This window comes from Aeromicrobium sp. CFBP 8757 (assembly GCF_014841755.1).
GTDB lineage: Bacteria > Actinomycetota > Actinomycetes > Propionibacteriales > Nocardioidaceae > Aeromicrobium.
The window spans coordinates 269,720-296,481 of record NZ_JACYUM010000005.1 but is presented as its reverse complement, the minus strand read 5'-3'; the positions used below and the strand labels follow the sequence as shown (position 1 = coordinate 296,481).

The window sequence follows — 26,762 nt, the reverse complement described above, 5'->3', positions numbered from 1 at the left end:
CGGGTGGGGGTCACATGAAGCGTGCGTCACATCGTGTCGTTTGGCATCGCTGGTCGCGGGCTCGTCGGACGGCTCCAGGCGAGGTCGCGCCTGGTCCTCGACCCCGTCGATGGCCCGTTCGTATGGGATCATCGACCACTGTGACCTCGATCCTCGCGCCGACGCTCCGGACGATCGTGCCCGCCGACGTCACGACCCCCCAGCGGGTCCGGCTCGTGGCAGGTGTCATGGTCGTGGCCCACCTGGTCCTGAGGGCCTGGGCGCTCCTCCCCGCGTGGTTCTACAGCGACGACCTCCGGTTCATCGAGGACGGCACGTCGAACCCGTTGACGGCCGGATTCCTCATGACGCCCCACGACAGCCAGCTGATGCCCGTCGGCGTCCTGGTCTCGTGGGTCGTGGCCCACGCGGGACCCTACGCGTGGGGCACCGCCGCCCTGCTGACGTTGACCCTGCAGGCCGTCGCCGTGGGGTGCTGCTGGCTCATGCTCCGCACCGCCTTCGGCGAACGGTGGGCGATCCTGGTGCCCTTCGGTCTGTTCCTGTTCTCGGCCATGGGCATCGAGGGGATGGTCTGGTGGGCCGCGGCGCTGAATGCCCTGCCCATGCAGATCGGCTTCATGCTGACCGTCACGGCCGTCCTGCTCTGGTCGCGCGAGCGGAGGGCGCGCTGGGCCTGGCTCGCCGCCGCCGCGTTCGCCCTGACGGTCGCGAGCGGGCCGCGCGGACTCGTGACCATCGTGCCCATCGGCCTGCTGATGATGCTCTTCCTCACCTCCGGGCCGTGGTGGCGCCGGCCGCTCGACACCCTGCGTCGCCATGCCCTGCTCATCGTCCCCCTCGCCCTGCTCGGAGTGGGTTACCTGGCGCTCTACGCGACCACCACGACATCGCCGGTCGCAGCCAGCACGGACGCTCCCCTGCTGCGACTCGCCGGCAACCTCGTGGGTCGCGCCTGGCTGCCGTCCGTCGTGGGGGGCCCGTGGCAGTGGGAGCTCGTCGCCGACCCCGTCTCCGTGCCCGACCCGTCCGACACCGTCGCCGTCGTCGCCGCCCTCGTCGTCGTGGCGGCCGTCGTCGTGCTCCTCCGCCGCAACCCCGGGCCGACGGCCGCCGCCGCCGCCATCATGGTGGCCCAGCTCACCGCGACCTACGTGGCTCTCGTGTTCGGCCGCGCGCTGCAGCTCGGAGCGCTCGCGGGACTCAACATGCGGTACCTCGCGGACGCCCTGCCGGTCACGGTGCTCGTGATCGGCCTGATGACCATGCCCCTGCTCGACGACGTCGCACCGACGTTCCGCCGTCCGCTCCCCTCTCCGAGGGCACTGGCCGGCCCCGCCCGCGTGGGGCTGTCCGTCGCGCTCGGCGTGGCCCTGATCGGCGGAATCGTCAGCACGATCGGATACGCGCGGCCGTGGCACGACTCGTTCCCGGCCCGCGCGTTCGTCGCGAACGCAGTCGCCAGCCTGCGTGCCGACCCCACTCCGGTGGCCGACCTCGAGGTGCCCGACCTCGTCCAGCTGTCGATCCACTACCCCAGCAACCTGCCGTCCCGGCTGCTCGCCCCGTACGGTGACGTGGTGCAGACGACGGACGCGGGCAACGACATCCGCGTCCTCGACGCCTCGGGCACGAGCCGTCAAGCCGTCGTCGAGGGTGGCACCGAGGTCGCGCCCGTCGACGAGCCCGGGTGCGGTCTGAGGGTCACGACGCGACCGTCGTCCGTGACCTTCGACTTCACGAAGATGAGCGTGGACCCGTGGACTGCGATCTCGTACGCCGGATCGGCAGCCGGGCGGGTGTCGATCACGGCCGACGGCCGTGCTCTTCCCGACCTCGACGTGGCCGCAGGTCCCCACACCTACTTCCTGCGCACCGACGGCGCGTACTCCCGGCTGACGCTGCGCGCACGGACGCCTGACGTGCAGATGTGCGTCGACCGCGTGCGCGCCGGAGAGATCAAGGCACTGCCATGACGACCCCTGACACGATCGCCACCTCGACCACGACGAGCACCGGAGCCCCCGTGTTCCCCGGCCTCGACTCCATCCGGGCCGTCGCCTCGATCGCCGTCGTCGCGACGCACGTGGGGTTCTGGGTGGGCTACTACGACGCCGGTCTGATCGGAGCGGTGGTCCAACGGCTGGAGGTCGGCGTCGCGATCTTCTTCGTCCTGTCGGGATTCCTGCTGGCCCACCCGTGGCTCCGCGAGCTGCGCACCGGTGCGCGGCGTGACTCGACCGGGCGGTACTTCGTCAAGCGCGCCCTGCGCATCCTGCCGGTCTACTGGGTCGTCGTGGTCGGCGCGATCCTGCTAGTCCAGGAGAACGCCGGCACGTCGCCCGCTCGGTGGATCGACGCCCTGCTCATGATCGACCTGTACGTCGACGACACGCTGCTGCAGTCGCTGACGCAGATGTGGAGCCTGGCCACGGAGGTGGCCTTCTACGTCGTCCTGCCGGTCCTGATGGCCGTGCTCGTGCGGGTCGTGGCCCGCAGCCGCTGGCGGCCGGTCGCCATGCTGGGCGCACTGGCGGTCCTGTCGCTCGCCTCCCTGGTGTGGGTCGTGCTGGCTGCCGGACCACTCACGGCCTGGGGCGCCTGGGTGACGCAGGCCCTGCCCGGATACCTGGGGTGGTTCGGCGCGGGCATCGCGCTGGCGGTCCTCGACGTCGAGGGTCGGCACGCGGAGCCGGGTCGAGAGCTCGCGGCCGTCCGCTGGTGCCGCACGGCCGCAGCCGCGCCGTGGACCTGCTGGCTGGTGGCCGTCGCGGTGCTCCTCGTGGCCAGCACACCCCTCGGTGGACCCGTGCAGCTCGTCAGTCGTACCGCGGCCGAGGGCGTGTGCCGCACGGTCCTGTACGCCGTGGTCGCGGTCGCCGTCGTGCTGCCCAGCATCTTCGGCGACCCCTCCACGACGTACGCGCGCATCCTGGCGCTGCCGCCCCTGCGTCATCTCGGGCACATCTCCTACAGCCTCTTCTGCTGCCACCTGATCGTGATCGCGGTGGCGTTCGAGCGGCTCGACCTCGTGCTGTTCGGCGAGAACATGCTCGTCATGCTGGTCGGGGTGCTGGCCGTCAGCCTCGTGCTCTCGGAGATCCTCTACCGGCTCGTCGAGCGACCCTTCATGCGTCTGAAGGACGTGGGCCGGCGCACGCCCGCGACCACCGCCGCCGAGAGGCCGGCGAGCGCGAGCAGCTGAGGCACGGCGAGGGCTCCGCTCCAGCCGTCGGGGCCCGCCCAGGGCCGGGCGACGGCGATGACCATCGCCAGACCGACGGCGACCGGGCCGACCGCCTGCTGCGCGACCCGACCCCGCAGGGCCCGCACCACGCCGACCCCCACCGCGGTCGCCACCAGCCCGGGCACCCCGCCGACGAGCGCGGCGGTGGCGACGACCGCGGCGACGACGCCCACTCCGGTGCGCGTCGTGTCGGCGTGCCCCCTCACCCACCGTCGTCCGTCGCGCCCGGGCACCAGGCAGATCAGCAGCAGGGCCAGCCACAGGATGGCACCGACGATCAACGAGCTGCGGTAGATCGCACCGGGCCCGAACGACTCCGTGAGCGACGAGGCCTCGCTGCGCGGCGTCTGGTAGCCCTGCACCCAGCCGTCGAGCACGATCGGGGGCGCGATGCCGTCGGCGACCCGTCCGCGCCAGCCGAGGTTGGCGTTGTGGCCCGTGGCCACGACGACGTCGCGCGACAGCACCGACGAGGTCGGCGCGGCCACGGTCGGGGCGGACGTCGAGCTCAGCAAGAGGTCCACGGGACGGATGGCGTCGGTGCCGGCCAGCACGACGCGGTGCGTGCCACGCGCCAGGTCGACGGTCCCCGTCCCGCACCAGACGGCGTCCAGGGTCGCCCCCCGATACAGCTGCAGCGGGGACGCGACGAGCCGCGTCCGCTCGGTCGTGCCGTCGACGTCGACGGTCGGGCCCGATCCGCAGGGCAGGGTCCGGGGCGTGTCGTCGAGGCGGATCGGCAGCCCGCGGACACCGCCGACCCTGAGCTCGCTGACTCCCAGCGGGAGGCTGCTGACCGAGCCGTCGAAGCCGACGGACGCGCGGGACGCGGACGCGTCGAGGTGCACCTCGACGTATGACGACCGGACCGGGTCGAACGACACCGCGCCGTCACGGACGACCGCCTCCTGCTGCGACCCGTCCGAGAACCGCAGGACCACCGCATCGGGCGTCGTGGCGGCCAGCGTGGACGACGTCGCGAGCCGCAACGAGCTGATCGTCCGCGCTCCGACCCACCGCGCCGTGATGGTCGGGTCGTCGTCGTCCGCGGCCGCGACCCACCCGGTCCGATCGTCGCCGTCCGCCGCCGCCACGGCCCCGGCCCGGCCCTCGTCGGTCTGCTGGGAGCTGACCTCGACCGTGGTGAGGCGTCCCTGCTGCACCAGGGCGTCGAGCGCCTGGCCGCCGCGGGACGCGACTCGCAGCTGCGCCGAGTACGAGGCGTCCTGCGGCATCGTCAGCTCGCGGTCGAGCACGCGCTGGTCCTCGACCCGGTGGACGTGCGAGTCCGAGCACCGCGTGGCACCGGCGATGTCGAGGCATCCCGGCTCGCGCCCGTCCGCGTCCTGCAGGAGGATGCGCGACGGGCTGCCCGACCCGTCCGGCAGCGACGGCAGCACCAACGGGCGCGACAGCGAGACCGTCGGCAGTTCGACGTCCGCGATCGCGATCGGACGCGCCGGGGTCGATCGCGCCGACAGCGTGATCCGCGAGATCCGGCCGACGTCCACCTGGGCGGGGGTGCGCCCGCGCACGGTCACCGTCTGACGGCCGCGGTCGGTCGTCACCGTGAGCTGACGGCTCTCCTCCGCGGGCATGTCCATCGAGATCGTGGCGGTCCCGACGTCCTGCGGACCGTCGAGCCGCAGCGTCAGCGACGACCGACGTCCGACCTCGGAGACATCGGGCCGCCAGGCGGTGTAGAGGTCGTCGTCGAAGGCGGCGAAAGGCTGCGACGAGCGGTCGGGCTCGGGCTGTGCTCCCGCGTCGGACAGCGACGAGCTGGCCTCGAGCGACCTGGCTCCCCGCAGCTGCGGCGTGCTCGTCCATCGCTCGATCGCGTCCTCGTCGTAGCGGTGGACACGCCGCGACGCCCGGTAGGGCTCGTCGGTCGCGAGCGACGCCGACCGGTTGCGCGACACCCGGGCGAACGCGACCTCCTGCCGGCGGTTGCCGTCGGTGAGGATCGTGCCGCCGCCCGGGACCACACCGTCCGAGAGGTCCTTGGCCATCACGGTCGAGCGTCCGCGGGTGACGCCCAGCTCGTCCAGCCGCAGCAGCGATCCTGACCCGCCCACCAGCACGTCGAGGTCGTCGAGCGCCGTGACCTTCCGGTCGACGAGACCGACGAAGGCGAACACCTCGACCGCGGGCCTGCGCTCCTGCCACCCCTCGTCGACGAACACCTGCCGGCCGTCGGGGCTGGGGAGCAGAGGTCCGCCGCCCACCGTCGGCCCGAACGACGCGACGCGTCGCATGCCCGGCGTCGACGTCAACGTCGCGCGGACGAGCTCCGGCGACACCACGTCGTTGCCGCGGACGACGTCGTTGCGGACGACGACCGTGCCGATGTCCGACCGCCGCAGGAAGGCGGCGAGCCCCTCGCTGCCCTGCCCGGTCGCCAGCGCGGCCGTGACGGTGTCGAGCATCTCGATGCCGGCCCCGGGCACGAGCGGGATGACGTTGCGCACCGCCCACGGAGAGGAGGCCAGAGGCTGCAGGGGCTCGTCACCTGTCCGCCCCCACACGTAGGTGCCGAACGCCGTGGCAGGCGTCACGAGCGTCGTGCCCACCGCGTTGTCTCCCAGCCAGTCGGCCGTCTCGTCCCAGTACTGCGGCACGTCGGCGTAGGTGCCGTTCGGCGCCACGTGCGCGGTCCACGCGGGAACGGTCGCCCCCAGGACGCCGACGATCGCGAGCAGTCCCACCCCGAGTGCGAGCGGATCGGGCCGACGCGTGCCGTCCTCGGTGACGGTGCGACCGCTCGTCAGGCTGCTCACGGCGTGGCAGAGCGCGATCACCAGGGGCAGGCGCACCAGGACGTCGAACTTGTGGGTGTTGCGCAGGGGTGCCAGGGCTCCGTCCAGCAGGTCGTTGAGCGTCCCCGAGCCGAGGCCGGACGTCGCGCCGACGTGCCCGAGGGTCACCAGCACCAGACCGCCCAGCAGTCCCGTCACCAGGAACCGTCGCCAGGGCAGGTCGACCCGCGCCAGGCCGATGACGCCGAGCACGACCACGACTCCCGTGTTGAGCAGCAGCAGCGGCTCGGTGATGAGCATGCGGCCTGCATCGGCGTTGGGGTCGACGTACGGCACCCAGTTGGTCGTCCCACGCAGTGCATCGACCACCGTCGCCGCGACCGTCGTGTTCGATGCGCTCTCGATGTAGTCGAGGAACGGTGGGCTGTAGCGCCCCAGCAGCACGAGCGGCAGGATCCACCACATCGTGCCCAGCAGCACGAACGGCGGCCACCAGAGCATCATCGACCGGCGACGTGGACCGGCCGGCGAGCACCAGATCCACCACGCCGCGAGCGGCACGACGGCGAAGGTCGCGACCGCGTTGACGCCGCCCACCACGGCGACCGCGAGCGCACTCAACGCCGCGAGGCGTCGCGGGTCACCCCGACGGGCCCCGATCACCAGCGGCACCAGCACCCACGGCGCCAGGGCCGAGGGCCACATCTCGATCGACGACGCCCCGAGGACCGACAGCATCCTCGGCGAGAGCGCGAACACGAGCCCGGCGAGCACCCGGGCCCAGGGCGCACCGATCCTCATGGCACCCAGCAGCTTGACGCAGCCGAGGAACGCCGTGACGAGCAGCAGCGACCACCACAGTCGCTGCACGACCCACGGCGACACGTCGCCCAGTCGGCCGAGCGCGAAGAACGGCCCCATCGGAAACAGGTAGCCGTAGGCCTGGTTCTGCACCTGGCCGAAGGCGCCCTGCGCGTCCCACAGCGTCAGGGCACGTCCCAGGAACCCGACGGGATCGACCGTCAGGTCGAGCTTCGTGTCGGTCACGACGCGACCCGGCGCCTGGGCGAAGGCGACCGCCACCAGGGCGAGACACCACGCCGCCAGTCGGAAGCGCCAGAGGCCGGTACGCGGTGTCTCGAGTGCCGTCACTTCTTCCTCAGCACGATGGCCAGGTTCCACGTCACGAGCTCACGCAGCACCGGCACCCGCAGCACCCACCACGACCAGCGCGGCAGGTAGCGCGGGACGACCTCGACGACGTCGGCGGCCGTCTGGCGCGCGGCCCACGCGATGCCCTCCGCGGCGGTGACGGCGAACAGCGACGTGCCGAAGACGTTCTTGGGCGGGTGTCCCTGCTTCTTCTCGTACCGCCGGGCGGCGCGGTGACCGCCGACGAAGTGCCACGGCGACGTCTCGTGCCCTCCGTGGGGCCCGTACCAGAGCGTGTAGGAGATGAACACGAGCCCGCCGGGCTCGGTCACGCGCACCATCTCGTCGGCCATGAGCCACGGGTCGGGCACGTGCTCGAGCACGTTGGACGAGTAGGTGACGCCGAAGCTACCGTCGGCGAACGGCAGCTGCATGCCGCTGCCGAGCACGGTTCCCGGCAGGGGGTCGCCGATGCCCGACAGCTCTCCGAGGTCGGCGTCGAGCGGCGTGTAGGTCGCTCCGGCCGCCGCGAACGCGTCGGCGAAGTAGCCGGGGCCTCCCCCGACGTCGAGCACCCACCGGCCGTCGAGGTCGGCGTAGGTGCCGAGCTGCTCGACCGAGTCGGTCGCGAGCGTTCCGTAGAAGAGGGCGGGGTCGGTCTGCTCGACCCGGAACACCCGGAACAGTCGCCAGGACCGCCGCAGGGTCGGTCGAAAGGTCTGGCCGGGCACCCGGAGATCATACGTGAGACGTGGACCACAGAATGTTAGGGTGAGGGCAGCGGGACGAGGGACCCGCGCCGGACGTTGAGGGACGTGCGGCCGAGGGACTGCCGGATACCGATCCGGCGACAGGAGGCACCGGCCGCGCGCCGGGCACCGCGATGAACATTCTTTTCTGCAACTGGCGCGACACCCGCAACCCCGAGGGCGGCGGGTCCGAGCGCTACGTCGAGAACATGGCCCGGGGGCTCGCCGAGCGCGGTCACCGCGTGACGATCGCGTGCGCCGCGCACGACGGCGCCCCCCGCCGAGAGGTCGTCGACGGCGTCCGGTTCGTCCGGCGCGGCACCAAGATGGACATCTACCTGCGCACCTTCCTCGCCCTCCTGCTGGGTCGCTACGGCAAGGTCGACGTCGTCGTCGACGTGCAGAACGGCCTGCCGTTCTTCACCCGCCTGGCGACCCGCAAGCCCGTCGTCGTCCTGGTGCACCACGTGCACCGCGAGCAGTGGCCCGTCGTCTACCCCGGGCTGATGGGCCGGTTCGGCTGGTGGATCGAGAGCCGCCTGTCGCCGCGCCTGTACCGGCGCAGCCAGTACGTGGCCGTCTCGCACGCGACGCGCCTCGAGCTGATCGATCTCGGCGTCGACCGCGACCGCATCACGGTCATCCACAACGGCAACGAGGCGGCTCCCCGCACGACGGCCACGCGGTCGCCCGAGCCGCGCATCTGCGTCGTCGGTCGACTCGTGCCCCACAAGCAGGTCGAGCACGCCGTCGACGCCGTCGCGGCCCTGGTGCACGACCACCCCGGCGTCGTCCTGGACGTCATCGGGGCGGGCTGGTGGGAGGACGAGCTGCGGGCCTACGTCGCCGATCGCGGCCTGCAGGACCACGTCGTGCTGCACGGCTTCGTCGACGACGTCACGAAGCACGAGCTGCTGGCCCAGGCGTGGGTCATGGCGCTCCCGTCGATCAAGGAGGGCTGGGGACTGGTCGTCGGCGAGGCGGGGGGCCATGCGGTGCCCACCGTCGCCTACAGCACCGCGGGTGGCACGACCGAGTCGATCGACCACAAGGACTCCGGCCTGCTGGTCGACACCCCCGAGCAGCTCACGGCGGCGATCCGTCAGCTCGTCGACGACACCGAGCTGCGCGCGTTCCTCGGCGAGGGCGCGCTCGAGAAGTCGCGCACGTTCTCGTGGTCGGCCTCGCAGGCGGCCTTCGCCCAGGTCGTGCTGTCGGCCTGAGTCCACATCTGACCCGGGCGAGCTGCTCGGGCATGACGAAGGGCGGCTCCCGATCGGGAGCCGCCCTTCGTCATGCTGTGTGCGCTGGTGTCAGCCGTTCGAGCCGTAGCTGACGCTGGTCGTCGAGACCGGCTTCTCGCCGGCGCTCTGCTGCGTCTGCACGACACCGACGACGGTGGCGCCGGCCAGTCCGAGACCGGCGATGAAGGCGATGAGTCCGCCTGTGATTGTTCCCACGTTATTACCTCCCTCAAGGCGTGACGAGTCTAACAGGCCGCGGAGGTCATGACGGTCCCGAACGCGAACGAGTCCGCCCGCGCGTCGCACCGACCACCGAACGGACCGCCCCGCGGACCGTCGCCAGCAGCGCGAGCAGCACCGTGGCGCCGGCGAGCGCCCAGGTGATCGTCATGGTCCGCCGGTCGTCGGGGTCGACCGCGCGCACCTCGGCACCGGGCACGGTGAAGACCCGCAGCCCCTCTCCGGCGACCGGGATCTCGCGCAGACCCCGCACCGCACGACCTGCCGCATCCGCACCGGGGGCGTCGGTCTGCAGGACGACGATCCCGACGCCGGACCGCGCGAGGCCCTCGGCGACGTCGTCTCCCGACGCCAGCACGCGCCCGACGGCCGCTGCCCGCGGGTCCTCCCCCGCGATGACGCGGCCGGAGACCTCCAGCTCGTCGTTCGTGACGGTCGTGCGCCCGAAGTAGCGACCCGCCGGGTCGAGCACCGGGCGGTCACGGTTCCACGACGGCCTGCGGTACGCCGAGAACGGCAGCGAGACCACGTCGCCGCGGACGGACGTCTTGTCGACGACGCGCCGGGCGTCGACCCACGACGAGGGGTAGCTGACGGGCTCGAGCCGCCCGGCGACCCCCCACGCGAGATCCGGGATCGCCGCGAGCGGCACCAGCACGCCCAGCACCATCGTCGGCACGGCCCACGACGTGTCCTTCGCGCGACCGATCAGCGCCGCGACGCCGTGGCCCAGCGCCGCCACCTCGAGCGGCAGCAGGAGCACGAGCCAGCGCGTGCCGTCGCGCACCAGCCCGCCGCCGGGCACGTCCTCGACGACCCGGGCCACGAGGTCGGGGACCAGCCACCCGGCCAGCGCGACCGCCAGGCCGACCGCTCCCGCGACGGCCAGCCCGGCGGCGGTCGCCGACCGCTGTCGCACGAGGCCGACCAGACCGATGACCATGACGGTGCCGATCACCAGTGCGATGACCATCGTCAGCGGCAGCGTGCGGGACGTCGGCACGACCTCGGTGTTCCAGATGCCGCCCAGCGTCAGGGCCGATCCGAGGCGCCCGAGGAATCCCTCGCCCTGCAGCTCGAACAACCGGACCGATGCCGGGTCGGTGCGGGCGATCGAGGCGTGCAGCAGTCCCGACACGATCCACGGACCGTTGACGAGGGCCGCGACCAGCACGATGCCGACGAGCCCGGAGCGCACCCCCAAGGCCACCGCCAGCACCAGGCCCATGACGCCCGTCGCGGGGGTCATGGCCGTTGCCGCGAGGGCCAGCACCACGACGGGCCAGCGGGGACCGTCCGGACCGGCCAGGGTCGCGGCGAGCCACATGAGCCCGGCGGCGGCCACCACGACGGGCCACTGCCCCAGCACGAGGCGCTCCGCGACGTACGGGTTCCAGACCGCGAACGTCGCGGCCGCGAGCTGGGGCCCCGTGCCCCGCTCCCTCAGCAGCCGGGCGCCTCCGAGCGCGAGCAGCAGCAGCGCGCCCATCACGACCAGCCGCTGCACCAGCGCCATCGGCAGCACCGCATCGAGCAGGGCGATCACGGCGTCGGACGGCACGGCCCTCGGCAGGCCCGTGCCGAGGCCCCACAGCTCGGCCCGGTCGAGGTCGAGGTGCGGCACCCACACCATGTCGTAGGACAGCACGTAGCCGCCGCGCAGCCACGGCAGCGCGATGGCCAGCACCAGCACCACCGACCACGCCGGCACCACGAGGGCGCTCCACCGTGACCCGTCAGTCCACCCGTGCCGCATCGTCGCCCCTGATCGTCGTCGGACCCTCCGCGGGCTATTGTGCCGTGGTGAAGTCCTTGCGCGCGGCGTTGACCGGCGGCGGGCTGGTCGCGGCGGGCATGATGGGCATGAACATCGCGGTGTACGGGTTCAACGTCGTCGCCGCCCGCCTGCTCGTCCCTCGCGACTTCGGCGCCCTCACGGCCCTGTTCGGCATCATCCTCGTCGGCACCGTCTGGGCCCTGGGCCTGCAGGCCGTCACGGCCCGCCGCATCGCGGTCGACCACGACAACCGCTCGGCGATCATCAGCGCGACGGTCCGCACGACGCTGCTCGTCGCGACGACCGTCGGCACCGTCGTGGCGGCCTCGACCGTCGTCCTCACCCCCGCGCTCAAGCTCGACTCGTACCTGCCGGTCGTCCTGTGCGGTCTCGCACTGGTCCCCCTGACGATCATGGGCGCCCAGTGCGGCATCGCGCAGGGGCAGGAGCAGTGGGGCTCGCTGACTGCGGTGTACCTGGCCAACGGCTTCGGACGGCTGATCGGCGGCGCCGCCGGTCTGCTGGTCTCCGCGACGCCGACCGCGGCCATGGTGGGCCTGGCGATCGGCTCGTGGCTGCCCGTGCTCGTGGGTGCCCGGCTGCTCGTGGGGCACGGCGACGCCGGCGAGCGGCTCAGCCGTCGCTCCCTGCTGCGCGAGGCGGTGTTCTCGACCCACGCCCTGCTCGCCTACCTGGTGCTCAGCAACATGGACTCGCTCATCGCCCGCAACCAGTTCGACCAGCACGACAGCGGTCTCTACGCGTCCGGACTGATCCTGGCCAAGGCCGCCCTGTTCTTCCCGCAGTTCGTCAGCGTCGTGGTGTTCCCGAACCTGGCTCGCGCGACGACGCACCACGCCCGGCTGAGGGCGGTCACGCTGGTGGCCGGCTTCGGCGTGCTGGCCGTCGCGGCGACGGCGGCGCTCCCCCGCGTCGCGCTGATCCTCGTCGGCGGCGAGCAGTACTCCGAGATCACCGGACGCCTGTGGCTGTTCGCCCTCGCGGGATCGACGCTGGCCGTCGTCCACCTGCTGGTGTTCGAGGCGCTGGCCCGCAACGCCCACGGCGTCGTCGTCCTCGTGTGGTGCGCCGTCCTCGCCGTGCTGGCGTCGGCCTACGGCATCGGCGTCGGGATCACCGGCCTGGCCCTGACGATGGCGGGCGTCGCGGTGGTGCTCGCGACCGCCGTGTACCTCGTGCCGATGCGGTCGCGCGAGCCCGTCAGCGCGTCGTAGCGTCGCCTCGCGCCGCGTCCGACCAGCGCACACCGGCCCGCAGCCGCTCGCGGCGCGCGACGACCAGGACGACGTACGACACGACGGTCCAGGCGACCAGCACCGCGACGGGGCGCAGGGCCCCGGCCCCGCCGAAGTACGCGATCTCCCGGACGGCGTCGAGCGCCGCCCCGTGCGGCAGCCACGGCGTCACCGTGCGCCACGGCTCGGCGAGCAACAGGGCGTGGTCGACCCGCACGAGGGGCGCCGCCGTGGCCAGCGCGGCGGTCACCGACAGGCCGACCCCCGCGACCCCCAGCACGCCCTCGAGCGCCAGGGTCAGCCCGCCGACCGCGATCGAGGTGAGCGCCAGGACGGCCCACCACCCGGGCCAGGCTCCTCCGACCCACACGGTCGCGGCGGTGGCGCCGATCGCGGCCGCCCCCGACGCCGTCCCGACCACGACGAGCACGCGGCGGGCCGACTCGGGCCGGGTGTCGGCGACGGGCCCTCGCCGCCACGTCACGACGACCGCCAGCGCGAGGCCCAGCGCGACCGCGGCAGCGACCAGCACGCGCAGCGCCCACGACGCCCCCGGCACGTCCGCGGTGGGCACGAGGTCGCGGGTCGCGACCGTCACGCCGAACGGACCCGCGATCGTCCGCACCGACGAGGCGACCGCGCGGGTCATCTGCTCGCCCTGAGCCGATGCGACGTAGAGGGTCGCCCGGTCGCGGCGCAGGTCGATGTCGATCGCCGCGACGGCCGTGCCGCGCCGCACCTCCTCGCGCGCGGTCTGGGCCGAGGCGACCGCGTGGGCGTCGAGCGCGGTCCCCGTGCGCTGATCGGCCTGCTCGGCCATCGACTCGGCGATGATGATCGGACCGCTGATCGCGACCGGCACCTCGTGCGGCGTGCCGCCGGACGGCAGCAGCACCACCAGCAGGCCCACGACGACCTGCACCACGACGACCGCGGCCGTCACGGCCGCCGGACGGCTGACGCGTCGCAGGCCGTCCATGCCGCAGACTGTACCCAGCATGAAGACCACGACCTCACTCGGCGAGCGGCTCCCCTGGCGGCTGCGCGTCGTGCTGCTGACGCTGCCGGTGACGGTGCTGGCCTTCGGCGCCGCTGCCGTCGCCCGCGATCCCGGGCCCGCCGCTGCCGCCGACGCCCGGCCGGCGACCGAGACGTCCTGCCTGCCGTTCGAGAAGCTGCGCACCGCCCAGGACCTCGACCGCCTCGCCACCGGCATGCGGGGTGGTCAGGAGTTCCAGGGTGCCGACGTCGGCGCCGACGCGCAGCTGCAGGACGGCCGGCGCCTGTGGGTCTTCGGCGACACCCTCCGCTCCGCCGACTTCGACGGCCAGCGCTTCGTCCGCAACTCGATGCTGGTGTTCGACGACTCGTGCGCCAACGTCGTCCTGCCCGCCGACCACGGGGCCCTCGTGCCCGACCGCGACGACGGCGTGGGCTACTGGCCCATGTCGATCGCGACGATCAAGCGGACCGGGTACGACCTGGTCGGCGTCGGCCTGCAGCGCGTGCGGGGTGCCGCGGTCCCCGACGGGGCGCTGGCGTTCGAGAACCTCGGCCCCGCGATCGCGGTGTTCGCGGTCGTGCGCGGTCGCACGCCCCAGCTCGTCGAGGTCCAGGACATGGGCCCCGACAGCACCGATCCCCGTCGCCCCACGTGGGGCGCAGCGAGCGCGGTCCACGACGGCTGGGTCTACGTCTACGGCACCGCACGACCGGACGAGAAGCTCGTGTTCGGCTTCTCGCTGCACGTCGCCCGCGTGCGCCCCGACGACCTGCTCGACGCGTCGAGGTGGCAGTACTGGGACGGTGACCGGTGGCAGTCCGACGCGAACCGGGCGGCTGCCGTGATCGACGCCGACGGCGGCGTCTCGCAGACCCTGAGCGTCTTCGAGCGTGACGGACGCTGGTACGCCGTCAGCAAGCGCGACGAGTTCCTCGGCACCGACCTGGTGATCTGGTCGTCGCCGGGGCCCACCGGGCCGTTCGTCGCCGGCGAGCCCGTCGCCCAGATCCCGTCCGACACCCGCGCGGGCACGCTGCGATACATGCCGCTGGCCCACCCCGACCTGCTGCCCCGCAAGGACAGCGTCATCGTGTCGTACAGCCAGAACGACTCCGACCTGTCGAAGGTCGACGCCAATCCGTTCCTGTACCGCCCGCGCTTCCTGCGGGTGCCGCTGCCGGTCGACTGACGACGGGTCAGTGGCCCGCGTCGTGCCACGTGCGGCCCACGCCGACCGATACGTCGAGCGCCACCGACAGATCGGCGGCCGAGGCCATCTGCTCGCGCACGAGCGCCTCGACCTGCTCGCGCTCGGCGTCGGTGACCTCGAGCACCAGCTCGTCGTGCACCTGCAGCAGCATGCGTGACGTCAGACCCGCCTCGTCGAGGGCACGCTCGACACCGAGCATCGCGACCTTGATGATGTCGGCGGCCGAGCCCTGGATCGGGGCGTTGAGCGCCATGCGCTCGGCCATCTCGCGCCGCTGGCGGTTGTCGCTCTGCAGATCGGGCAGGTAACGACGCCGACCCATGATGGTCTCGGTGTAGCCGGTCTGCCGGGCCTCGTCGACCAGCCCGCGCAGGTAGTCGCGCACGCCGCCGAACGTCTCGAAGTAGTCGTCCATCAGCCGCTGCGCCTCGCCCGTCGTGATGCTGAGCTGCTGGCTCAGCCCGTACGACGACAGGCCGTAGGCCAACCCGTAGTTCATCGCCTTGATGCGCGCGCGCAGCCCGCCGTCGATGTCGGACGGATCGCGCTCGAAGACCTTGGCCGCCATGACGGTGTGGAAGTCGTGCCCCGAGCGGAACGCCTCGATGAGGTCGGCGTCCTCGGACAGGTGCGCCATGATGCGCATCTCGATCTGGCTGTAGTCGGCCGTCAGCAGGGTGTCGAACCCGTCGCGGACGCAGAACGCCTCGCGGATGCGGCGGCCCGACTCGGTGCGGATCGGGATGTTCTGCAGGTTCGGGTCGGCCGAGCTCAGCCGACCGGTCGCCGCGATGGTCTGCGCGTACGTCGTGTGGATGCGGTCGTCGGCCTGCACGGTCTTCTGCAGCCCCTCGACGGTCTGCCGCAGCCGGGTGACGTCGCGGTGCGCCAGCAGCGAGGCCAGGAACGGGTGCTCGGTCTTGACGAACAGCTGCTGCAGGGCCTCGGCGTCGGTCGTCCAGCCCGTCTTGGTCTTCTTCGTCTTGGGCATCTCGAGCTGGTCGAACAGCACCTCCTGCAGCTGCTTCGGCGAGCCGAGGTTGACCTCGCGGCCGATCGCGTCGTACGCCCCCTGTGCCGCGGCGAGCATGCGCTCGGTGAACTCGGCGTGCAGGGCCTCGAGGTGGGCCGTGTCGACGCCGATGCCGCGCGACTCCATGCGGGCCAGGACGTCGACCAGCGGCAGCTCGAGGTCGCGCAGCAGCGTCAGCGACGCCTGCTCCTCGAGCTCGGTCTCGAGCACGGCCCACAGGTCGAGCGTCGCCCGGGCACGCTGCGCGGCGGTCTCGGCGCCGGCCGAGTCGTCGTCGAACGCGAGCTGGCCGGAGTCGCCACCGACGCCCAGCTCGCGCTTGAGGTAGCGCAGCGACAGGTCGGCCAGGTCGTACGACCGCTGGTCGGGCTTGACCAGGTAGGTGGCCAGCGCGGTGTCGGCCCGCACCCCCGCCAGCGCCCAGCCCTGGGCCTGCAGGGCGTGCATCTGGCCCTTGGCGTCGTGCAGCACCTTCGGTCGCGCGGCGTCGGCCAGCCAGGCGCCCAGGGCGGCGTCGTCGGCCGGCTCGATCGTCGTGGAGTCGATCCACGCCGCGGCACCGTCGGACGTCGCGAGCGCCAGCGCGTCGGCCCGCGCGCCGACCGGGCGCAGCACGCCGGAGACGTCGAGGCCCACGGCGGCGGTCGGATCGGCCGCGTGCTCGTCGAGCCACGTCTGCACCTGGCCACCGCCCAGCACGGAGACGTCGATCGCGACGGCGGCGTCGCCGGCGACGTGCTCGTCGCCGCCGCCGAGGTACTCGAACAGGCGCGTGCGCAGCGCCGCGAACTCGAGCGCGTCGAAGACCGTGTGGATCGCGTCGCGGTCCCACTCGGTCGTGAAGGCGAGATCGGCCGGGCCCGCCGGCAGGTCGAGGTCACGGATCAGGGCGTTGATGCTGCGGTTGCGGATGACGTCGTCGAGGTGGGCGCGCATCGACTCGCCGGCCTTGCCGGGGATCTGGTCGACCTTGGCGACGATCTCGTCGAGCGAGCCGAACTGTCCGAGCCACTTGGCGGCGGTCTTGGGTCCGACCCCCGGCACGCCGGGCAGGTTGTCGCTGGTCTCGCCGACCATCGCCGCGATGTCGGGGTAGTTGGCCGGCGCGACGCCGTACTTGTCGCGCACGGCGTCGGGCGTCATGCGGGCGAGGTCGGAGACGCCCTTGCGCGGGTAGAGCACCGTGGTGCGGTCGGTCACGAGCTGCAGGGCGTCGCGGTCGCCCGTGCAGATCAGCACCTCCATGCCCGCGGCCTCGGCCTGCGTCGCGAGCGTGCCGATGATGTCGTCGGCCTCGAAGCCGTCCTTCTCGAACGTCTGGATGTGCAGCGCGTCGAGCACCTGCTTGATCAACGGGATCTGCCCCGTGAACTCCTGGGGCGACTTCGAGCGGTTGCCCTTGTAGTCGGGGTACTGCTCGAGGCGGAAGGTCTGGCGCGAGACGTCGAAGGCCACGGCCACGTGCGTCGGGGTCTCGTCGCGCAGCACGTTGATCAGCATCGACGTGAAGCCGAAGACGGCATTGGTGTGCTGCCCGGTCGTCGTCGCGAAGTTGTCGACGGGCAGGGCGAAGAAGGCACGGTAGGCGACCGAATGGCCGTCGATCAGCAGGAGGCGGTCCACCCGCACGACTCTAGTCGTCGGTGCCGACAGCTGCCTCAGCCCCGGGGGCGGGTCGCGCGGGACTGACCTTGGCGACGCCGCAGGGTGCGCCGGACCGCGATGAGCTTGCCGGTGTCGCGCGAGTTGGTGGCCTTGGTCGTCAGGCGCGACCGCAGCTTGCTCGACTGGATCGCGCGCAGTACCGCGATCTGGTTGAAGCCGATCTTGGTCAGGTAGCGGTGGGGCTCGCGCGAGTGGACGGGGATCGCCGCGACGACGATCTCGCAGTTGTGGTCCTCGCCGTGGCTCGCGGCGGCCGACAGCAGCGTCGAGGCGACCGACCGGCGCCGGAAGCGCGGCGACACCTGGATCTCGGTCACGACCAGCACGCGCGTCAGGGTGATCGGCGTCAGCGTGGTGACGTCGCAGACCGTCGCGCCGATGATCTCGCCGTCGACGAGCGCCACGATGATGCGCTTGTCGGGGCGGCCCAGCGCCAGCTCGAGGGCGGACGCCGCCTCCGCGACACCCGGCTCGCGCCACAGCGCCTGCTGGGTGAATGCCTCCGAGCCCTCGTCCTGGCTCGCACCGACGCACTCGGCCCAGAGCGCCACCAGCGCGCTGGCGTCCTCGCGGTCAGCGTCACGCAGGACGATGTGGGGTCGAGCCGACATGCCGTTCTGCCTCTCGTCCTGGGCGCTCCCGTGACGGGGGCCGAGCTGGATGACACACTACGCGCTGAGCCGGGGCACCGCGTCCGGTTGAATGCTCAACCGGCAGGGAGACCATACATGTTCGTCGGGTTCGGGACCGTCACGAACGTCGCGACCGTCCTGGTCGGATCGGGCCTCGGGATGCTCGTGGGGCACCGGCTGAGCCCCCACGTGCGCACGACCGTCACCTCGGCCCTCGGACTGGTCACGCTGCTCATCGCGGCGCAGTCGGCCCTCGCGGTCTCCGACCCCGTCCTGTCGGACGCCGTCGGCGACAGCGCCCCGACCTTGATCGTCCTCGGGGCCCTCGTGGTCGGCGGCATCGTCGGCGCCGCCCTGCGGCTGGAGGAGCGGCTCGAGGGTCTCGGCGGCTGGTTGCAGACCCGCCTGACGCGCGGCGGGACGGACGGCGAGGCCCGCGAGCGGTTCGTCGAGGGATTCGTCATCAGCTCTCTGGTCTTCTGCGTCGGGCCGTTGACGATCCTCGGCTCGCTCAACGAGGGCCTCGGCAACGGCGCCGACCAGCTGCTGCTGAAGTCGACGCTCGACGGCTTCGCGGCCCTGGCCTTCGCGGCCTCGTTCGGCATCGGTGTCATGGCGTCGGCGCTGTCGGTCGGGCTGATCCAGGGATCGCTGACGCTCGTGGGCGTCCTGCTGGGCTCGTTCCTGCCCGACGCCCACCTCGCGGCCCTGACCGCGACGGGCGGGCTGATCCTCGTCGGCGTCGCGATCCGGCTGCTCGACCTGCGCGCCTTCGCGGTCGCCGACCTGCTGCCGGCCCTCGTGGCGGCACCGATCCTGTGCCAGATCGTCATCGCGACCCGCTGATTCACGACCAGAACGACCGAAACCCAACTGTTACCTGATTCGGTTCGTTCGACCCACGAATGACTCCGACATGCGTCTATAGTCCGAAGTTCACTCAGCACCACCCCTTGAACGCCGACAGGAGTACACGCGTGCGATTGCGACTCGCGGCCCTACTCGCAGCGGTGGCGGGAGTCCTCATGCTCCTCGCCCCCAGCCCTGCGCTCGCCCAGGCAACGCCCACCCCCACGGCCCCCGCCGGCTCCGCGCCGGCCGCGGACAACCCGATCGTCCCGGGTGCCAACATCACCGTCACGCTGCTCGACCTCAAGGGGGGTGAGGGCAAGCCCTCGCCCGTCCCCGGGGTCTCGCTCACGGTGCTGAAGGACAGCCGCTCGGGCGCCGAGGTGGGCACCCAGACCACCGACTCCAAGGGTCGCGTCAGCATCGGGATCGAGGGCAACGGCACGTACGTCGTCGAGCTCGACCCCAAGACGCTGCCCAAGGGCGTCGAGCTCAGCGGCTCGGGCGAGACGGTCAAGACCGTCCAGGTCAAGCTCGCCTCGTCCAACTTCGTGCAGTTCCAGATCGGCGCCGTCGTCGTCGAGGAGGCCTCGCTCGGCAGCAAGATCGTCGACGGCACCCGCTCGGGCATCATCGCCGGCCTGCTGATCGCCCTGGCCGCGCTCGGCCTGTCGCTGATCTTCGGCACGACCGGCCTGACGAACTTCGCGCACGGCGAGCTCATCACGTTCGGCGCCATCGCGACCTACGTCTTCAACCGCGGCTTCGGGCTGCCGGTGGTGGTCGCCGGCGTCCTGGCGGTGCTCGTCTCGGCCGCCTTCGGCTTCCTGCAGGACCGCGGTCTGTGGCGGCCGCTGCGCAACCGCGGCACGGGCCTGATCGCGATGATGATCGTCTCGATCGGCCTCGCGCTGTTCCTGCGCAGCATCTACCAGTACGGCTTCGGCGGCTCGACCCGCACGCTCTCGCAGTACGTCGTCCAGGGCCGTGACAGCTACGGCCCGATCGACCTGTCGCACAAGGAGATCGCGATCGTGCTGGTCTCGGTCGCGACGCTGCTGGTCACGTGCATCGCCCTGATGCGCACGCGCCTCGGCAAGGCGATGCGCGCGGTGTCCGACAACCCGGCCCTGTCCGCCTCGTCGGGCATGCGGGTCGATGGCGTCATCTCGGCCGTGTGGGTGCTCGGCACCGCGCTGACGGGCCTGGCGGGCGTCCTGCTCGCGGTCCAGCAGCAGGTCAACTTCCAGATGGGCTTCAACCTCCTCCTGCTCGTCTTCGCCGGTGTCACCCTCGGTGGCCTCGGAACGATCTGGGGAGCACTCATCGGCTCGCTGATCATCGGACTCATGGTCGAGCTCGGACCGGTGTTCGGCGTCCCCGCGTCGATCAAGGAGGTCGGCGCCCTCGTGGTGCTGATCCTGATCCTCCTCGTCAGGCCGCAAGGCATCCTCGGCAAAGCCCAGCGAATCGGATAGGGCGCGCATCATGGACTTCGGAACCATCATCGACGCCGCGTTCTCCGCGGCTCTCGGCCCCCAGGCCATCGTCTTCGCCCTCGCGGCGATCGGGCTCAACGTGCACTTCGGCTACACCGGACTGCTCAACTTCGGTCAGGCCGGCTTCATGTCGATCGCGGCCTTCGGCCTCGCCGTCACGGTCGTGACCTGGGACATGCCCTTCTGGCTCGGCATCGTCGTCGGCATGATCGCGGCGGTCGTGCTGGCCCTCGTGCTCGGCATCCCGACGCTGCGCCTGCGCGCCGACTACCTCGCGATCGTCACGATCGCGACGTCGGAGATCCTGCGCCTGATCTTCGGCGCGGTCGAGTTCAAGGACACGTTCGGCGGGTCCAACGGGCTCAACGGCTTCGCCGGCACCTACCAGCGGCTCAACCCGTACGGCGACGGCGTCGACCTCGGCATCGTCTCGTTCAGCCGCAACGACCTCTGGTCGATCACGGTCGGGTGGACGCTCGTCGCGATCAGCTCGCTGCTCGTGTTCGCCCTGATGCGCAGCCCCTGGGGCCGCGTGCTCAAGTCGATCCGCGAGGACGAGGACGCCGTACGGTCGCTCGGCAAGAACGTCTTCGCGTACAAGATGCAGGCGCTCGTGCTCGGTGGTGTGTTCGGTGGCATCGCCGGCATCTTCCACATCCTGAAGCAGGGCTCGGCGGTGCCGACCGACTTCAACACGACGTTCACGTTCTACGCCTACGCGGCGCTGCTGATCGGTGGTGCGGCGCGCGTCCTCGGACCCGTCGTCGGCTCGATGATCTTCTGGTTCCTCATCGCGGGAATCGGCTCGTTCTTCAGCCAGGCCACCAGCGGCGCCGACCCGCTGCTGCCCGAGTGGCTCATGACCAACACCCAGGCCAGCCTCATCCGGTTCATCCTTCTGGGACTGGGCCTCATGCTCCTGATGATCTTCCGCCCACAGGGGATCTTCGGAGACCGAAGGGAGATTGCAATCGATGGCCGTTGAACTCAGTGAGGCCCGCGCCGCTCTGGCGAACGTCTCGAACGAACCAGGTGCCGCCAAGCCCGACCCGATCGTCAAGGGCAGCAACATCACCCGCACGTTCGGCGGCCTGAAGGCCGTCGACGTCGAGCACATCGAGATCCAGCGCGGTGTCATCACCGCCCTGATCGGTCCCAACGGTGCCGGCAAGACGACCCTGTTCAACCTGCTGACGGGCTTCGACGAGCCCGACGAGGGCGACTGGGCCTTCAACGGCAAGTCGCTCGCGAAGGTGCCGGCCTACAAGGTCGCCCGTCGCGGCATGGTCCGCACGTTCCAGCTGACCAAGGTGCTCTCGAAGCTCACGGTCATCGAGAACATGCGGCTCGGCGCGACCGGCCAGCGGGGCGAGAAGTTCTTCTCGGCCGCGTTCAAGTCGCTGTGGAGCTCGCAGGAGGACGCCAACACCGTCCGCGCCGACGACCTGCTCGCCCGCTTCAAGCTCGACGCCAAGCGCGAGGACTTCGCCGGCTCCCTGTCGGGCGGTCAGCGCAAGCTGCTCGAGATGGCCCGCGCCCTCATGGTCGACCCCGAGCTGATCATGCTCGACGAGCCCATGGCCGGCGTGAACCCGGCGCTCAAGCAGTCGCTGCTCGGGCACGTGAAGTCGCTGCGCGACGAGGGCCGCACGGTCCTGTTCGTCGAGCACGACATGGACATGGTGCGCGACATCTCCGACTGGGTCATCGTGATGGCCCAGGGCCAGATCGTGGCCGAGGGGACGCCGCAGTCCGTCATGGCCGACCAGCGCGTGATCGACGCCTACCTCGGCGCCCACCACGACACCGACATCACCGAGATCGACGTCGCGGACCTCGAGGCCGAGGCGGACGCCGAGCTCGACGCCGAGGCGGAGGAGAACAAGTCATGACCGAGACACCCACCCCGACGTCGGAGCGCGACAAGCACGTCGCGCACGCCGACGGAGCCGTCCTGCGGGCCGACAACCTGATCGCGGGCTACCTGCCGGGCGTCAACATCCTGAACGGTGCCGACCTGTACTGCCAGCCCGGCGAGCTCGTCGGCATCATCGGCCCCAACGGCGCCGGCAAGTCGACGCTGCTCAAGGCGCTGTTCGGCCTGGTCAAGATCCACGAGGGCACCGTGACCCTCAAGGACGGCGACATCACCAACCAGCGCGCCGACCAGCTCGTCACCAAGGGCATCGGCTTCGTGCCGCAGACCGAGAACGTGTTCCCGAGCCTGACGATCGAGGAGAACCTCGAGATGGGCTGCTACCAGGAGCCCAAGAAGTTCCAGGAGCGGTTCGACTTCGTGACCGACCTGTTCCCGCGGCTCGGCGAGCGTCGCAAGCAGCGGGCGGGGCAGCTGTCGGGCGGTGAGCGCCAGATGGTCGCGATGGGCCGCGCGCTCATGATGGACCCCTCGGTGCTGCTGCTCGACGAGCCGTCCGCCGGCCTGTCCCCCGTGCTGCAGGACGAGGTCTTCGTCCAGACGCGCAACATCAACAAGGCCGGCGTCTCGGTCATCATGGTCGAGCAGAACGCCCGCCGCTGCCTGCAGATCTGCGACCGAGGCTACGTCCTCGACCACGGCACGACGGCGTACTCCGGCACCGGCAAGTCGCTGTCGAACGACCCCCGCGTCATCGAGCTCTACCTCGGCACCCTGGGCCAGGACCAGGACTGACGCCGACGAGTCACTGACGCCCGCCGACGAGTCGCTGTCGCCCGGCGAGGAGTCACCGTCGCCCGGTGGCGAGTCACTCACCACCACCGGGCGATGGGCGTCATCCCGAGCAGTGCACCCACCTCGTCCTCGAACGAGGTGTCGGTGCCGAAGACCTGCTCGCGCCGGGTGACGACGATGCGGAACCCGACCGCCCGGATCAGCTCACGCCGGTCGGCGTCGTGGTCGAGGTCGGCCTCGGCCGTGTGGAACTCGCGTCCGTCGAACTCGACGCCGATCCTGCGGCGCCGGTAGGCCAGGTCGAGGAACCGCGTCACGCCCGAGGCGTCGACCACCTCGAGCTGCGCCGTCGGCGTCGGGAACCCGGCGTCCAGGAGACGGAGCCGGGTCCACGACTCCCCCGGGCTCGCCGACCGCGGCTCGATGTGACGGGCGAGCACGCGTGCCTGCCGGATGCCGCGATATCCCTTGAGCCCGGTGAGGTACTGCCGGACGTCCATGGGCCGCACGAGACCCGCGGCCGCCATCGCGTCGGCCGAGGAGAGGGCGTACGGCCTCCACTGCTTGCGCAGCAGGTCGGACGTCGTGCGCACGGGCGTCGTCAGCCGGAGTCCGCCCAGGTCGGTGACGTCTTCGTCGTCCAGCAGCGCCTGGCGGCAGTCGACACCCGCGAGCCGTGTCCGGCCCCGTCCGTGCGGGACGACCCAGCGCGGCGTGAAGCGGTGGCGGTCGCCGGGACGATGGGCGTCGACGCCCCACAGCCATGCGGCGGTCTCGTCGCACACGACGGCGTGCTCCGGGACGACGAGACGGGCGGCCTGCACGCGCAGCTCACGGGAGTCGTCGGCCCGGGCGTCGGCGTAGACGCCACCGACGAGCCGCACGAGGTCGCCCGCACCCAGACGAGCCCGGAACTCGGCTCGCGACAGGCCCAGCTCGACGTGGTCGCGGTGCAGGAAGGGCTGCCCGCCGTGGAACATCTCGACGTCCGACATGGCGACATCGCAGCGCGTGCGGCTCCTCGCCGTCCACCCGCCCGTCCACAGGTGGCGCGTCACCGGGCGTGGGTGACTCGTCGGCGGAGGGGGACGCGGAAGGGCCCCGGTGCCGAAGCACCGGGGCCCTCGTGACCCTGCTGATCAGATCAGCGTGGTCGGTCGATCAGATGTTGCCGGCGATGTACTTGACCGGGCTGATCTTGTTCTTCGCGTCGTACTCGTAGATGCCGATCGAGGCGGCCGTCGGGCTGCCCGTCTCGCCGAGCTCGATCGGACCCGAGACACCGTCGTAGTCGATGTCGGTCTTCGGGTCGTCCTTGAGCAGCGCAGCGCACTCCTCGAACGTCGTGCACTTCTCGCCACCCTCGGTGACGCCCGGCAGCTCCTTGGCGATGGCCTCGCCCGAGTCGCTGTCGGCCACGATGGCGGCCAGCGCCGACGTGATCACGGCGTCGTAGGACTCGGCCGAGTAGGAGTAGTCCTTCAGGTCGGGGTTGACCGTGGCCAGACGATCCTTGAAGTCCGAGGTCGCCTCGGCACCGGGGATGGTGCCCTTGGTGCCCTCGAGCGTGCCGTCGGGCAGCGACGCCGCGTCGCCCTCGCCGTAGTTGGCCGTGTTGCCGTCGACGAAGTACGTCGGGACGTCCTGCGGGCCGGCTCCGGCCTGGATCAGCTTCGGGACGATCGTGGTGGTCTCCTCGAACGCGACGAGCACGACGGCGTCGGCCTTGGCGTCCGCGATCTCGGTGATCTGGCTGTCGCCCGGACCGGTCTTCTCGCTGTAGAGCACGTTGGCGGCGACGGTCGAGCCGGCGGCCTCGAGGTTCTTCGAGATCTCCTTGGCCAGGGTCTCGCCGTACGCGTCCTGGCGAGCCAGGATCGCGACGTTCTGGCGTCCGTCCTCGATCAGCAGGTTGGCGAGCACGGCACCCTGGAGGATGTCGGACGGCGCCGTGCGGAAGTACAGGTCGGGCTTGGAGTAGTCACCCTCGTCGAACGACGTCGACGTGTTGGCGGGCGAGTACTGGATGGTGCCGGCCGACATGATCTTGTCGATGACGGTCAGCGACACGCCGGACGAGGCGGCACCGACGATGACGTCGGACTTGGCCTTGAGCAGCTTGTCGGTCTCGGCCGGGGCGATGCCCGAGTCGGTGTCGCCGGAGTCGGCCTTGACGCCCACGACGTCCTTGCCGAGCACGCCACCGGCGGCGTTGATATCGTTGATGGCCAGGTCGACGCCCGCGAACTCCGGGGGGCCGAGGAAGGCGAGGCTGCCGGTCTGCGGAAGGAGCGAGCCGATCGTCAGGGTGCCGTCGCCCTTGGCGGCGGGAGCAGCTGCCGACGAGTCGTCCGAGCCACCATCACTGTCGCTGCCGCCACCGCAGGCTGCGAGCACGAGAGCGCTGGCAGCTGCCACAGCAGCGAGGCGAATCGTTGTGGTACTGCGTTTCATCAATCCTCCGGATGGGTAGAAAGCCCGTGGCCGCGCCAGGGAGCCTGTGATAACCCTGAACCTAGTTCTTCCCGGGGTCATTTGGGTCAAGGTTGTGTGAGCCGGCGGTTAAGTAGCCAATTTGTAACCCGCGACGTGCCGCGGCGGCCGGACGACGCTCAGTCGGTCGGTCCGGCCAGCGTCGGACCGTGGTCGATGACGCCCTGGGCGACCTGCAGCATCGTCAGGCGCAGGTCCATCGCGGTGCGCTGGATCCAGCGGAACGCCTCCGGCTCGCTGATGTCGAGGGACGCCTGCAGCAGGCCCTTCGCGCGCTCGACGGTCTTGCGGGTCTCGAGCTGCTCGGCCAGGTCGCCGACCTCGCGCTCGAGCGCCGCGATCTCGGCGAAGCGGCTGCGTGCCATCTCGATCGCGGGGACGAGGTCGGACTTCGTGAACGGCTTGACGAGGTACGCCATGGCGCCGGACTGACGGGCGCGCTCGACCAGGTCGCGCTGGCTGAACGCCGTCAGCATGACGACCGGCGCGATGCGCTCCTGCGCAATCAGGGCCGCGGCGGCGATGCCGTCGAGCTTGGGCATCTTGACGTCCATCACGACCAGGTCGGGGCGCAGCTGCGTGACGAGCGCGACGGCCCGTTCGCCGTCGCCGGCCTGCCCGACGACGTCGTAGCCCTCCTCGGCGAGCATCTCGGCCAGGTCGAGCCGGATCAGCGCCTCGTCCTCGGCGATCACGACACGCGGGGCGGGTGACGTCTGCGCGGCCGGTGCCGATGGCTCGTGGTGGTCGTTCACATGAGAAGGTTATACGGCCTCGAACGGGGCGAGCCGAGTTGGCGGAATGGTAGACGCGACGGTCTCAAAAACCGTTGTCCGAGAGGGCGTGCGGGTTCGAGTCCCGCACTCGGCACCCGTGACATCGAGGGCCGCGCACGCAGCGCGCCGCGACACATGGGTCGCTTGCCTGGCGCCAGGCCCCGACGTCCCGCACACTCGTGGTGGGTGGGAGACCCAAGGGGTCACATGGCAGCCGGACGCAGGTCCCGTCGACGCACGCGTTACTTCGTCCTGCGGACCGACGGTGGCCACACCGAGGTGGCCCGCATCTCGCGGCACGGCTCGCCCTCGTTCTTCGACGCCGCCTCGGGCATGTGGGTGCACAACCCGCTGCTGGGGGCCGAGATCCGCCAGTCGGACGACTGGGAGCCGATCGCGGAGGCCGATCTGCCCGCCGGCATCGTGGGCGTAGCGTCCACGACGGCCGGGACCCGCCGTGGTCGTGCGCCGAAGGGGCGGCACGTCCAGGCGGGTCCGGGGTGAGCG

At 71.4% G+C, this 26,762-nt stretch carries 21 protein-coding genes and 1 tRNA gene; 12 read left to right on the top strand and 10 right to left on the bottom strand.

All coding sequences use genetic code 11. The features are described from left to right. Window positions 1-140: 140 nt before the first annotated feature. Both IFT73_RS15585 and IFT73_RS15580 read left to right on the top strand, forming a co-directional pair. Window positions 141-1,976 carry a hypothetical protein gene (locus IFT73_RS15585; RefSeq protein WP_192168403.1) on the top strand — a complete coding sequence of 612 codons (1,836 nt, stop codon included), beginning with the start codon at window positions 141-143 and terminating at the stop codon, window positions 1,974-1,976. Beyond that, complete coding sequence (locus IFT73_RS15580; RefSeq protein WP_192168402.1) at window positions 1,973-3,205, top strand: acyltransferase; 1,233 nt, start codon at window positions 1,973-1,975, stop codon at window positions 3,203-3,205. Before IFT73_RS15585 ends, IFT73_RS15580 begins: the two co-directional genes overlap by 4 nt. On the opposite strand, the gene IFT73_RS15575 is transcribed toward IFT73_RS15580, so the two are convergent. Both IFT73_RS15575 and IFT73_RS15570 read right to left on the bottom strand, forming a co-directional pair. Then, window positions 3,106-7,089, bottom strand: coding sequence for an alpha-(1->3)-arabinofuranosyltransferase family protein (locus IFT73_RS15575; RefSeq protein WP_371811298.1), 3,984 nt, complete (start codon window positions 7,087-7,089; stop codon window positions 3,106-3,108). The genes IFT73_RS15580 and IFT73_RS15575 overlap by 100 nt on opposite strands. A gap of 65 nt (window positions 7,090-7,154) precedes the next feature. Next, window positions 7,155-7,889, bottom strand: a complete 735-nt coding sequence (locus IFT73_RS15570; protein WP_056609195.1) for a class I SAM-dependent methyltransferase — start codon at window positions 7,887-7,889, stop codon at window positions 7,155-7,157. 152 nt (window positions 7,890-8,041) lie between these two features. On the opposite strand from IFT73_RS15570, the gene IFT73_RS15565 reads away from it, so the two are divergent. Further along, the gene (locus IFT73_RS15565) at window positions 8,042-9,130 is read left to right on the top strand and encodes a glycosyltransferase family 4 protein (protein ID WP_192168400.1); all 1,089 of its coding nucleotides are present in this window, start codon (window positions 8,042-8,044) and stop codon (window positions 9,128-9,130) included. A 90-nt stretch (window positions 9,131-9,220) separates the two neighbouring features. Here the strand turns inward: IFT73_RS15565 and IFT73_RS15560 are convergent, their stop codons facing one another. Both IFT73_RS15560 and IFT73_RS15555 read right to left on the bottom strand, forming a co-directional pair. Continuing rightward, entirely contained in the window at window positions 9,221-9,367 is a 147-nt protein-coding gene (locus IFT73_RS15560; RefSeq protein WP_157432599.1) for a hypothetical protein, read from the bottom strand. Window positions 9,368-9,413: 46 nt separating this feature from the next. Continuing rightward, complete coding sequence (locus tag IFT73_RS15555) at window positions 9,414-11,147, bottom strand: hypothetical protein (protein WP_192168399.1); 1,734 nt, start codon at window positions 11,145-11,147, stop codon at window positions 9,414-9,416. A gap of 47 nt (window positions 11,148-11,194) precedes the next feature. Between IFT73_RS15555 and IFT73_RS15550 the strand changes: the two genes are divergently transcribed. Next, complete coding sequence (locus tag IFT73_RS15550) at window positions 11,195-12,403, top strand: polysaccharide biosynthesis protein (protein ID WP_192168398.1); 1,209 nt, start codon at window positions 11,195-11,197, stop codon at window positions 12,401-12,403. On the opposite strand, the gene IFT73_RS15545 is transcribed toward IFT73_RS15550, so the two are convergent. Continuing rightward, complete coding sequence (locus IFT73_RS15545) at window positions 12,390-13,403, bottom strand: hypothetical protein (protein WP_192168397.1); 1,014 nt, start codon at window positions 13,401-13,403, stop codon at window positions 12,390-12,392. The two genes, IFT73_RS15550 and IFT73_RS15545, sit on opposite strands and share 14 nt — an antisense overlap. Before the next feature lie 19 nt (window positions 13,404-13,422). Between IFT73_RS15545 and IFT73_RS15540 the strand changes: the two genes are divergently transcribed. Then, the gene (locus tag IFT73_RS15540) at window positions 13,423-14,616 is read left to right on the top strand and encodes a DUF4185 domain-containing protein (protein WP_192168396.1); all 1,194 of its coding nucleotides are present in this window, start codon (window positions 13,423-13,425) and stop codon (window positions 14,614-14,616) included. 7 nt (window positions 14,617-14,623) lie between these two features. On the opposite strand, the gene polA is transcribed toward IFT73_RS15540, so the two are convergent. Further along, window positions 14,624-17,293 (bottom strand): DNA polymerase I, encoded by a 2,670-nt coding sequence (gene polA, locus IFT73_RS15535; RefSeq protein ID WP_192168395.1) that lies wholly within the window; start codon window positions 17,291-17,293, stop codon window positions 14,624-14,626. A gap of 35 nt (window positions 17,294-17,328) precedes the next feature. Then, window positions 17,329-17,946, bottom strand: coding sequence for a GNAT family N-acetyltransferase (locus tag IFT73_RS15530; RefSeq protein ID WP_056609210.1), 618 nt, complete (start codon window positions 17,944-17,946; stop codon window positions 17,329-17,331). Between the two features lie 117 nt (window positions 17,947-18,063). On the opposite strand from IFT73_RS15530, the gene IFT73_RS15525 reads away from it, so the two are divergent. From IFT73_RS15525 to IFT73_RS15505, 5 genes are all read left to right on the top strand, one after another. Beyond that, window positions 18,064-18,813, top strand: a complete 750-nt coding sequence (locus tag IFT73_RS15525; protein ID WP_192168394.1) for a DUF554 domain-containing protein — start codon at window positions 18,064-18,066, stop codon at window positions 18,811-18,813. A 179-nt stretch (window positions 18,814-18,992) separates the two neighbouring features. Beyond that, window positions 18,993-20,294 (top strand): branched-chain amino acid ABC transporter permease, encoded by a 1,302-nt coding sequence (locus IFT73_RS15520; RefSeq protein WP_192168393.1) that lies wholly within the window; start codon window positions 18,993-18,995, stop codon window positions 20,292-20,294. Between the two features lie 10 nt (window positions 20,295-20,304). Beyond that, window positions 20,305-21,300, top strand: coding sequence for a branched-chain amino acid ABC transporter permease (locus IFT73_RS15515; RefSeq protein ID WP_056609215.1), 996 nt, complete (start codon window positions 20,305-20,307; stop codon window positions 21,298-21,300). Beyond that, the gene (locus IFT73_RS15510; protein WP_056609217.1) at window positions 21,290-22,207 is read left to right on the top strand and encodes an ABC transporter ATP-binding protein; all 918 of its coding nucleotides are present in this window, start codon (window positions 21,290-21,292) and stop codon (window positions 22,205-22,207) included. Before IFT73_RS15515 ends, IFT73_RS15510 begins: the two co-directional genes overlap by 11 nt. After that, the gene (locus IFT73_RS15505) at window positions 22,204-22,986 is read left to right on the top strand and encodes an ABC transporter ATP-binding protein (protein WP_192168392.1); all 783 of its coding nucleotides are present in this window, start codon (window positions 22,204-22,206) and stop codon (window positions 22,984-22,986) included. The genes IFT73_RS15510 and IFT73_RS15505 overlap by 4 nt, the downstream gene beginning before the upstream one ends. 77 nt (window positions 22,987-23,063) lie before the next feature. Here IFT73_RS15505 and IFT73_RS15500 read toward each other — a convergent pair whose 3' ends face one another. The 3 genes from IFT73_RS15500 to IFT73_RS15490 form a co-directional block, all read right to left on the bottom strand. Continuing rightward, entirely contained in the window at window positions 23,064-23,981 is a 918-nt protein-coding gene (locus IFT73_RS15500; protein ID WP_192168391.1) for a hypothetical protein, read from the bottom strand. Between the two features lie 166 nt (window positions 23,982-24,147). Continuing rightward, entirely contained in the window at window positions 24,148-25,404 is a 1,257-nt protein-coding gene (locus IFT73_RS15495) for an ABC transporter substrate-binding protein (protein ID WP_371811297.1), read from the bottom strand. A 194-nt stretch (window positions 25,405-25,598) separates the two neighbouring features. Continuing rightward, window positions 25,599-26,234 (bottom strand): ANTAR domain-containing response regulator, encoded by a 636-nt coding sequence (locus tag IFT73_RS15490; RefSeq protein ID WP_371811296.1) that lies wholly within the window; start codon window positions 26,232-26,234, stop codon window positions 25,599-25,601. Window positions 26,235-26,266: 32 nt separating this feature from the next. Between IFT73_RS15490 and IFT73_RS15485 the strand changes: the two genes are divergently transcribed. Together IFT73_RS15485 and IFT73_RS15480 are read left to right on the top strand one after the other, a co-directional pair. Next, window positions 26,267-26,349 (top strand) — tRNA-Leu (locus IFT73_RS15485). A gap of 113 nt (window positions 26,350-26,462) precedes the next feature. After that, window positions 26,463-26,759: a hypothetical protein gene (locus tag IFT73_RS15480; protein ID WP_192168389.1), complete on the top strand. Its 297-nt coding sequence runs from the start codon at window positions 26,463-26,465 to the stop codon at window positions 26,757-26,759. Window positions 26,760-26,762: the final 3 nt, after the last annotated feature.